The 8,521-nt window shown below is 76.6% G+C and carries 10 protein-coding genes; 7 read left to right on the forward strand and 3 right to left on the reverse strand.

Annotated elements, in window-relative coordinates:
- Positions 1 to 83 precede the first annotated feature (83 nt).
- Positions 84 to 629 (reverse strand): quercetin 2,3-dioxygenase, encoded by a 546-nt coding sequence (locus AC0CYZ_RS20320; RefSeq protein ID WP_472218618.1) that lies wholly within the window; start codon positions 627 to 629, stop codon positions 84 to 86.
- A 106-nt stretch (positions 630 to 735) separates the two neighbouring features.
- Between AC0CYZ_RS20320 and AC0CYZ_RS20325 the strand changes: the two genes are divergently transcribed.
- From AC0CYZ_RS20325 to AC0CYZ_RS20345, 5 genes are all read left to right on the forward strand, one after another.
- The gene (locus AC0CYZ_RS20325; protein ID WP_472218620.1) at positions 736 to 1,503 is read left to right on the forward strand and encodes an IclR family transcriptional regulator; all 768 of its coding nucleotides are present in this window, start codon (positions 736 to 738) and stop codon (positions 1,501 to 1,503) included.
- Positions 1,504 to 1,568: 65 nt separating this feature from the next.
- Positions 1,569 to 3,803: an FUSC family protein gene (locus AC0CYZ_RS20330; RefSeq protein ID WP_472218622.1), complete on the forward strand. Its 2,235-nt coding sequence runs from the start codon at positions 1,569 to 1,571 to the stop codon at positions 3,801 to 3,803.
- Positions 3,804 to 3,842: 39 nt separating this feature from the next.
- On the forward strand, positions 3,843 to 4,187 hold the full coding sequence (locus AC0CYZ_RS20335) for a DMT family transporter (protein ID WP_472218624.1): 345 nt from the start codon (positions 3,843 to 3,845) through the stop codon (positions 4,185 to 4,187).
- Entirely contained in the window at positions 4,184 to 4,504 is a 321-nt protein-coding gene (locus AC0CYZ_RS20340; RefSeq protein WP_472218625.1) for a DMT family transporter, read from the forward strand. Before AC0CYZ_RS20335 ends, AC0CYZ_RS20340 begins: the two co-directional genes overlap by 4 nt.
- A 5-nt stretch (positions 4,505 to 4,509) precedes the next feature.
- A complete protein-coding gene (locus AC0CYZ_RS20345) occupies positions 4,510 to 5,076 on the forward strand; it encodes a TetR/AcrR family transcriptional regulator (RefSeq protein WP_472218627.1) in 567 nt (188 codons plus the stop codon).
- Between the two features lie 4 nt (positions 5,077 to 5,080).
- Here AC0CYZ_RS20345 and AC0CYZ_RS20350 read toward each other — a convergent pair whose 3' ends face one another.
- Positions 5,081 to 5,668: a type 1 glutamine amidotransferase domain-containing protein gene (locus AC0CYZ_RS20350; protein ID WP_472218629.1), complete on the reverse strand. Its 588-nt coding sequence runs from the start codon at positions 5,666 to 5,668 to the stop codon at positions 5,081 to 5,083.
- 82 nt (positions 5,669 to 5,750) lie between these two features.
- Positions 5,751 to 6,530, reverse strand: a complete 780-nt coding sequence (locus tag AC0CYZ_RS20355) for a DUF1990 family protein (RefSeq protein WP_472218631.1) — start codon at positions 6,528 to 6,530, stop codon at positions 5,751 to 5,753.
- Between the two features lie 326 nt (positions 6,531 to 6,856).
- Here AC0CYZ_RS20355 and AC0CYZ_RS20360 point away from each other — a divergent pair, with 326 nt between their 5' ends.
- On the forward strand, positions 6,857 to 7,693 hold the full coding sequence (locus AC0CYZ_RS20360; protein WP_472218633.1) for a GAF and ANTAR domain-containing protein: 837 nt from the start codon (positions 6,857 to 6,859) through the stop codon (positions 7,691 to 7,693).
- Positions 7,694 to 7,779: 86 nt separating this feature from the next.
- The gene (locus tag AC0CYZ_RS20365; RefSeq protein WP_472218635.1) at positions 7,780 to 8,448 is read left to right on the forward strand and encodes an HAD family hydrolase; all 669 of its coding nucleotides are present in this window, start codon (positions 7,780 to 7,782) and stop codon (positions 8,446 to 8,448) included.
- Positions 8,449 to 8,521 lie beyond the last annotated feature (73 nt).

The raw sequence follows: 8,521 nt of genomic DNA on the forward strand, positions 1-8,521 counted from the left end.
CGTCGAGCAGCAGCGGCCGGAAGCCGGGCACGACGGCGTACTCCACCGCCCGCCACGAGAGCAGACCGTCGGCCCGCCGCGGGTCAGTCGATGAGGTGGGCATCGACGTGGAACTCGTTGCGGTAGCGGCGGGCGGCGTCGCCGAGCTGCTCGGGCGGGGGCACGACCGGCGTGGCGGGCGGCATGCGCGAGGCGGTGCGCTCGCCCGCCGCGGCGAAGAACCGCTCGAAGCCGCCGGTGTTCACCCCGAGGGTGCGCGCCCGGTGGGACTCGACGCGGAACGTGTGGCGGTGCCCGGCCGGGACGTAGCCGAAGTCGCCCGTCGTGAGCACCTGGTCCACGCGGCCGCCCTCGCCGTCCTCGACGACGACGCGCACCAGGCCGTCGAGCACGTAGAAGATCTCGTGGACGTCCGCGTGCGAGTGCACCGGGATGGCCTCGCCGCGCGGGGCCTCCATCGTGAACACCCCGAACTGGCCCTCGGTCTCGTCCCCGGAGAGCAGCACCGTGAAGAGCTGGTCGAACAGGTGGGCCCGCTCGCCCTCGCCCGCGGCCAGCACGTAGGGCACCGGCCGGCCCGGCAGGGCGGGATCGGCGTCCGTCACGGGCCGGACGAACTCAGCGGTCATGGGTCCCCTCCGGGGGTCGGATCGGCGGTGGTCCGGAGCCGACCTTGGTGCGACCGGCACCGCCTCCGTGGCCCGGGTCTTCCATCCACCGGCATAGGCTCGGGCGATGGACGCGCCGGGGCGTCGGGGGAAGCGGCCCGCCGAGGGCGAGCCCGTCGTGGTGCGGGCGCTCGCGCTGCTCGCCGCCTTCGACGCCGACCACCGCGCGCGGAGCCTCGCCGACCTGAGCCGCCGGACGGCGTTCCCGATGTCGTCCGCCTTCCGGCTGGCCGGTCACCTGCTGGCGTGGGGCGCCCTGGAGAAGGACGCGGAGGGGCGCTACGTCGTCGGGCTGCGGCTCTTCGAGATCGCCTCGCTCGCGCCGCGCAGTCACGGCCTGCGCGAGGTGGCCCTGCCCTACCTCGAGGACCTCCACGAGGTCTCCGGTCAGCACGTCCTGCTCGCGGTCCGCGAGGGCGACGAGGCACTGCTCGTCGAACGGCTCTCCTCCCGGGGCGCCGTCGAGATCGACTACCGCGTGGGCGGGCGGATGCCGCTGCACGACACCGGCGTCGGGCTGGTGCTGCTCGCCGGGGCGCCGGAGCCGGTGCGGTCCCGGGTGCTGGGCGGGCTCGACGCGCCGGCGGCGGAGCGGCTGCGCCGCCGGCTCCCCGACGTGCGCCGCGCCTCGGTCGCCGTCTTCGAGCGGTCCTCGCCCGCGCCGGTGTCGTCGGTCGCGGCGCCGGTGCGCGACGGCCTCGGGCAGACCCTCGCCGCGGTGTCGGTGGTGGTCCCGGCGGGCACGGCCCGCCCGCAGGCCTACACGCCGGTCGTGCGCTCGACGGCGCTAGCGGTCGCGCGGGGCCTGGGCCACCACCCGCCCCGGCCGGGCTGAGCGCGGGGTCGACCAGCGCCACCGAGGTCTTCCGGCGGGCGCGCGCGACGGAGCACGATGGCCCGGTGCGGCGTCTCCTGCGGTGGCTGCTGCGACGCGACCCCGGGTTGGCGGCGACGCGACGGGCCCCGCGGATCGCGATCGCGGCCTCGGTCGGCTTCCTCGCGTGCCGCTACGGGGTGGGCTCGCCGACGATGGCGGTCTACGCGGCCTTCGGGGTGCTCGGCTTCGGCGTGTTCTCCGAGGTCCGCGGCACCCCCGCCCAGCGCACCCGCACGATCCTGTGCTGCTGCCTGGCCGGGCTCGTCCTGGTCAGCATCGGCACGCTGCTCGCGGTGGACACCTGGGCGGCGACGGTCGGGGTGCTCGTGGCCGGCGTAGCGGTGGCCCTGCTCGCGCTGGGCGGGCCGCGTGCCGCCGGTGTCGTCGTGGGCCTGCACCTGCTCTACATCCTGCCGTCGTTCCCGCCGTTCGCCCCGGACCAGCTGCCCGAACGCCTCGCCGGGCTCGTCGTCGGGACCGGGCTGCTCGCCCTGGCCGACCGGTTCCTGTGGCCGCCCGCGACGCCGCGCCCGTTCGCCGCGCGGGCCGCGTCGGCCGCTCGCGCGATCGGCGCCCTGCTCGAGGCCCTGCCCGCCGGCGGCGAGGAGTGCGACCGGGCCCGCCGCACCGCGACGTGGGCGGCCGACCGGCTGCGCCTGGGCAACGTCCCGGTGGGCGAGCGCCCGACCGGGCCCGGCACCGTCGACCGCGGCCTGACTCACCTGGCCGCCGCGCTGCGCGCCCTGCACGGCCGGGTCGAGGCGCTGGAGGACCTGGCACCCGCGGTCCTGGCCGGCCCGGCGGGTCCCGGCGGCTCCGTGCACGACCCGGACCCGACGGCGCTGCTCGCCGCGGTCGCCGCGTCGCTGGCCGAGACCGCGGACGCGCTGGCCGGCCACCACACCCCGCCCGGTCTCGACGGGCTGGACGCCGCCCGCGCCGGGTTCACCGCGCGCCGGCTGCGCGCCCTGCGGACCCTCGGGCCCGGGGAGCAGACGGTGCGACGGGCCGAGACGGTGGTGGCGGTGGCCCAGATCGCGGAGGAGCAGCGCATCGTCGTGCTGGCGACCCACGCCGTGCGCCGGCCCGACCAACCCGTCCCGGCGCCGACGGTCCCGGGGGAGGACCCGGCCGAGGGTCCCTTCTCCTACGCCGGGCAGCCGCTGCCGGTGCTGTGGTGGCGGCGGCTGCGCTGCCACCTCTCGCTGCGCTCGGTCCACCTGCAGAACGCGCTGCGCCTGGGCGTGGGCCTCGCGCTCGCGCGCCTCGTCGCCGGCGAGCTCGACGTCGCGCACGGCTTCTGGGTCCTGCTGGCCACCCTGACGCTCATGCGGACGTCCGCGGGCACGACGCGGGCGGCGCTGCCCCCGGCGATGCTGGGGACGACGATCGGCGGCGCGCTCGCGATCGTCGTCGTCCTGCTGGCCGGCCCGTACCCCGTCGCGACCGCGGCGCTGCTGCCGGTCGTCGTCGTGGTCGCCGTGCTGTCGGGACGGCTGGCGGGCGTGGTGGCCTCGCAGGCCTGCTTCACCCTCGTCGTCGCGGTGCTGTTCTCCCAGCTCGCGCCGCCGACGTGGCAGCTCGGGCCGGAGCGCGTCCTCGACGTGCTGCTCGGCGCCGTCATCGGGCTCGTCGTCGGCGCCGCGGTGTGGCCGGCCGGCGGGCACGGCGAGGTCCGCCGCGCTGCGGCCCGCTGTCTCGACGCCGCCGCCGACCTCGTCGACGGCACCACCGACTGGCTGGCCGGGGTCGCCCCGGTCGCCGAGGTCACGCGGCGGTTGTCGGTGATGTCGGTCGGGCTCGTCCGCTACGAGGCGACGTACACGCAGTTCCGGTCGGAGCGCCACACCGGGCACGACCACGACCTCGACTGGCTCGCGGTGCTCGGCGTCGTGCACCGGGTGAGCCGCGGCGCCCGCAGCGCGCTGGCCGAGCCGCCGGGACCCGACGAGGCGGTGCCCTGGCCCGACCTCACGGCCCGATTGCGCCACGACGTCGAGGTCGTCGCCGACCGCTACCACCGGTGGGCCGTCGTGCTCTGCCGCGAGGGGGACGACCCGCACCCCGTCCCGGGTCCGCCGCCCGGCTTCGTGCACGCCGGCCTGCTCGCGGTGGCCGACCTGCCCGACCGCGCCGAGCACGCGGTGCGCGCACTGCGGCTCGTCGACGCCTGGGGCTGGCTGGGCTGGCTCGCCGACGACCTCGTCCTGCTCGAGCGCCTCGCGCCGACCTCGGAGGCGTCGCTCGCGGTGGCCTGACGGCTCCCCCGACGGCGAGGCGCGTGCTACTCATGGGACATGCGTCCCGAAAGATGGCGCGGCGTCGCCCTGCTGGCCGCCGCGATCGGTTGCGAGGTCGGCGGCACGTTCCTGCTGCGCGAGTCGCGGGGCTTCACCGACGTCCTGCCGAGCCTCGGGGTGGTCGCGGGCTACTGCGTGTCGATCGTGCTGTTCTCCCGGGCCCTGGCCCACGAGCTCACCCTCGGCGTGGCCTACGGGATCCTCATCGGCTGCGGGCTCGCGGCGGCCACGCTGCTCGGCGCGGTCCTCGGCGAACCGCTGAGCGCGCTGCAGGCCTGCGGGCTCGTCCTGGTCCTCGTCGGGGCCCTGGTGCTGCAGCGTCCCGGCCGGACCCGGCCGTGATCGCGACGCTGTTCCTGACGGGCGCCGTGCTGGCCCAGGGCCTGTGCCTGCCCGCCACGCGGGCCTCCCGCGGCCTGAGCCGGCCGGCGTGGGTGCTGGTCGCGTTCGCCGCCATGGCGGTCTCGGTGGCCCTGATGTCGCGCGCGCTGGCCCTCGGGGTGCCGCTCGCGGTGGGCTACGGGATCTGGAGCGGCTGCGGGATCGCGACGGCGGCCGCGGCCGGGTCGCTGGTGTTCCACGACCGGCTCGACCGCGCCCACGTCGCCGGGCTCGTCCTGGTCCTCGCCGGCGTCCTGCTGATCTACGGCGGGGGGTGACTGCGGTGGATCCCGACGGCGCCGAGCCCGACGGCCGGCGGCGGCGCGGGCGGCGACGGCGGGCCACGCTGGTCGAGGCGGCTCTGCAGGTGGTGGCCCGCGACGGCGCCGCGGCCGTCACCCACGCCTCGGTCGCCGCCGCGGCGGGCCTGGGCCGCAGCGCGGTCTCCCACCACTTCGCCTCGATCGACGACCTGCTCGCGGCCGCGCTGCGCTCGGGCACCGAGCAGCTGGCGGCCGCGGTGCCGCGCCCCGAGGACGGCGGCGGTGACCTCGCCTGGTTCGCCGCGGCGCTCGTCGACTACTTCGAGGCCGACCCCGGCCGGGTGGCGGCCGGCTACGAGCTCTACCTGCTCGCCGCCCGCCAGCCCGGCCTGCGCCCCGCGATCGCGCGGTGGACCGACCTGCTCGCCGAGCTCGCCAGCCGTCACACCACCGACCCCGACGCGGCCCGGGCCTGGGTCACCGCCGTCGACGGCTACTTCCTCCAGCACCTCGCGCACGGCACCCGCCCGGCCGCCGCGGAGCTGGAACGCCTGCTCCGGGCGGCGTCCGGCGAGCGCCCCGGATGAGTGGTCAGTGCACCTCGGCGTGGAGCTCGACGTCCTGTCCCGGCCGGGCGAACTGCTCGACGAGCGCCCGGCAGAACGCAGGGAGGTCGTCGGGGGTCCGGCTGGTGACCAGCCCGTGGTCGACCACCACCTCCTCGTCGACCCACTGGGCGCCCGCGTTGCGCAGGTCGGTCGCGAGGCTCGGGAACGACGTCAGCCGCCGGCCCCGCACCACGTCGGCCTCGATGAGCAGCCACGGCGCGTGGCAGATCGCGGCGACCGGCGTGCCGGCCGCGAAGGCCTCGCCGACCAGGCGCACCACGTCCGGGACGGTGCGCAACAGGTCGGGGTTGGCCACGCCGCCGGGCAGCACGAACGCGTCGTAGTCGTCGGTCCGCACCTGGCTCACGACGGCGTCCACGTCGAAGCGGTCGCCCTTGTCGAGGTGGTGGAAGGCCTGGATCTCCCCCGGCGCCTCGGAGATGAGCACCGGGGTGCCGCCGGCCTCCTCGACGGCCTGCCAGGGCTGCGTCAGTTCGACCTGCTCCGTGCCCTCCGTCGCGCAGAGGAATCCCACGGTGCGGCCCGAGAGCGGTCCGGCGGTGTCGGTCATGACGGCGGGAGGTCCTCCTTCGTCGCGGGAGCCCGCCAGGGCTTCCCGCGGCCCCCGCCGCGAAACGCGTCGCGATCCGCCCTCAGTGGCGAGGGGGCGGCCAGGGCCGGCCGCGACCGCCGCGCGGGTCGGACTCGACGCGCCGGGTCAGGACGTCGACGCCGTCGTGGACCCGCCCGCCGGCGAGCTCGGCCGCCGCCTCGCAGGCCCGCACCCACATGTAGAGCTGCATCTCCTTGGCCACGCGCAGGTCGGCGTAGAGCACACGGACCAGCGACGTGCCCGGACGGGCCCACGTCTCGATCTCGAAGCAGAGCCCGCCGTCCTCGTCCGAGGCCCGGAACTCGATCTGGCCCGCCTCGAGGTGGCCGGTCAGCGTGGCCAGCCGCAGCCGCGTGTCGTCCCGCAGCACGACGCGCACCGGACCGTCCCACGGGCCGGGCATCCGCACGACGAACTCGTCGCCCGGTCCGGGGAGCGTCCGGGACTCGGTCCGCGGCGAGACCGCCGCGACCTCGCCGGGCAGCAGGCGCGTCAGGTCGCCGGACACCGTCCTCATCAGCCCGCGGGCGTCGACCCGGGCGTCGTCGACGGTGACCCGGAAGTGGCGGTGGTAGAGCGGGCCGTGGCCGGACTCCGCGGGCTGCGACGAGTCGTCGATCAGGTCCGCGGGGACCTCCGGCGGGAGGTCGTCGTCGCCGCCCAGGACCTCCGCCCGCCGGATCGGCACCGGCTCACGCAGGTAGCTCCAGGCCATGACGCCCATCCCGATGACCCACCGCGCCGCGAGGCGCAGCGGGGCCCGACCGGAGCGGGAGGCCTGCTCGACGGCGTCGGGGTGCGTGGGTTGCGGCGTGTTCACGCGGTCGGCGGCGCAGCGCCGTCGGCGGAGGGCTGCCGCTCCTGCAGGGCCGCCTCCACGCCTGGGTGGGTGGTGGACGCGCTCATCGCTCTCCTCCTCGGGACCGCCGGGCCGTGTGGGGAGTCGACACCCGGGGTTCGGCCCTCCCGGCGCCCGGTCTGCACCGACGAGGACCTGCACCGGGCGCAGTCCCGGGACCGCACGCCGATGGTGGGGTCCGACTACCCGCCCACTGCGCCCGGCCACACCTGCGATGCCCACCGCCACACCCCGGGACGTGGCCGCGCACGCGTGAAGGGCGTCGTGGGCTGGGTACCGCTCCGGTCATGGCGACCGAGGACGAGTGGCACGAGGCCCGCACCCGCTTCGTGGAGCACGAGACCGGGCGCGGACGGGGCGGGAACGGCGACCGGGCCGGGTCGGTGTCCGTGCACGCGCAGCCCGACCTCGGGCCGCTGGCCGCGGAGTTCGTCGGGCTGAGCCTCGACCTGTTCTCGGTGCCCCCGGAGACCGGGGTGGTGGGCGTCCTCGAGCGCGTGGTGCGCCGCGCCGCGGCGATCGTGCCGTCGGCGGCCATGGTGTCGGTCACCCTGCGCGAGTCCGACGGCACCTTCCACACCCCCGTCGAGACCGATCCCCTGGCGACGCGCGCCGACGGGATCCAGTACGACACCGGCGAGGGCCCCTGCGTGGAGGCGACCGCCTCCTCGAGCAGCGGCTTCACCGCGAGCACCGACCTCGCCCACGACGACCGCTACCCGCGCTTCGGCCCCCGGGTCGTGGACCTCGGGCTGACCGCGGTGTGCTCGACCGGCATGTTCCCCGGGGGCGACCCGCCGCGGCTCGGCGCCCTGAACTACTACTTCCGCGACCCCGCGGGGCTGGCCGACGTCGACCAGGACGCCATGCTCATCCTCGCGTCGTACGCCGCCGTCGCGTTGCACGCGGCCCGCGGTGTGGAGGCCGAGAAGCTGCGCTCGGCGCAGCTGACCGAGGCGCTGCAGTCCCGCGACGTGATCGGCCAGGCCAAGGGGATCCTCATGGAGCGTCGGGGCGCCGACGCCGACCAGGCCTTCGACATCCTCCGGCGGGCCTCGCAGGACCTGAACATCAAGATCCGGGACATCGCCCGGACGATCGCGTCGCGCCGCGCGGAGCTGTAGCGGTTAGGGGGCCGGATCGCGGATACCCGGGGGCTGCCGCGCCCCGGACGGGGTCGGCGGCCATCCCTCACCGGAGGTACCCCTCGATGTCTCCGTCCGCGGTCCTGCTCGGCTCCATCAGCACCGTCGTCGACACGTCCGAGCTCCAGCGCCGGGCCTTCAACGAGGCGTTCGCCCGCCACGGCCTCGACTGGGAGTGGGACCGCGACCGGTACGTCGCCATGCTCGAGAGCAACGGCGGCCGCGACCGCATCGCCGAGTACGCGCGGTCCGTCGACGAGTCCGTCGACGCGGACGCGGTGCACGCGACCAAGTCGCAGATCTTCCAGGAGCTGCTCGGCTCCTCCGCGCAGCAGCCCCGGCCCGGCGTCGCCGAGACGATCAGGGCCGCGCACGAGCAGGGGCTGCGCGTCGGGCTCGTCACGTCGACCTCGAAGGAGAACGTGGCGGCGCTGCTCGACGCGGTGAAGGGCGAGATCGGGACCGGCGAGCTCGACGTGGTCGTCGACTCCTCGCGGGTCGAGGCCACCAAGCCCGACCCCGCCGCGTACCGGGTCGCGCTCGACGCGCTGGGGCTCGAGGCCGCGCAGTGCGTCGCCGTCGAGGACAACGTCGGCGGGGTGCAGGCGGCCGTCGCTGCCGGGATTCCCTGCGTCGCCTTCCCCAACGAGAACACCGCCTCGTCGGACTTCGCCTCGGCGGCCGACCGCGTCGACCACCTCGACCTGGACCGGCTGCGCGCCCTCGCCGCCTGACCTCCCGGCGCCCGACGGCGCCGTCACCCCTCCCACCGTCCTGCCGCGTCGCGCGGGTCCGGCCGGGCCGGTC

This window comes from Actinomycetospora sp. (assembly GCF_055612215.1).

What these genes read in the sequence shown, in the direction of transcription:
- AC0CYZ_RS20320 (WP_472218618.1), bottom strand. Translation starts at nt 629, where the DNA reads ATGACCGCTGAGTTCGTCCGGCCCGTGACGGACGCCGATCCCGCCCTG.
- AC0CYZ_RS20325 (WP_472218620.1), top strand. Translation starts at nt 736, where the DNA reads ATGGACGCGCCGGGGCGTCGGGGGAAGCGGCCCGCCGAGGGCGAGCCC.
- AC0CYZ_RS20335 (WP_472218624.1), top strand. Translation starts at nt 3,843, where the DNA reads ATGCGTCCCGAAAGATGGCGCGGCGTCGCCCTGCTGGCCGCCGCGATC.
- AC0CYZ_RS20350 (WP_472218629.1), bottom strand. Translation starts at nt 5,668, where the DNA reads ATGACCGACACCGCCGGACCGCTCTCGGGCCGCACCGTGGGATTCCTC.
- AC0CYZ_RS20360 (WP_472218633.1), top strand. Translation starts at nt 6,857, where the DNA reads ATGGCGACCGAGGACGAGTGGCACGAGGCCCGCACCCGCTTCGTGGAG.
- AC0CYZ_RS20365 (WP_472218635.1), top strand. Translation starts at nt 7,780, where the DNA reads ATGTCTCCGTCCGCGGTCCTGCTCGGCTCCATCAGCACCGTCGTCGAC.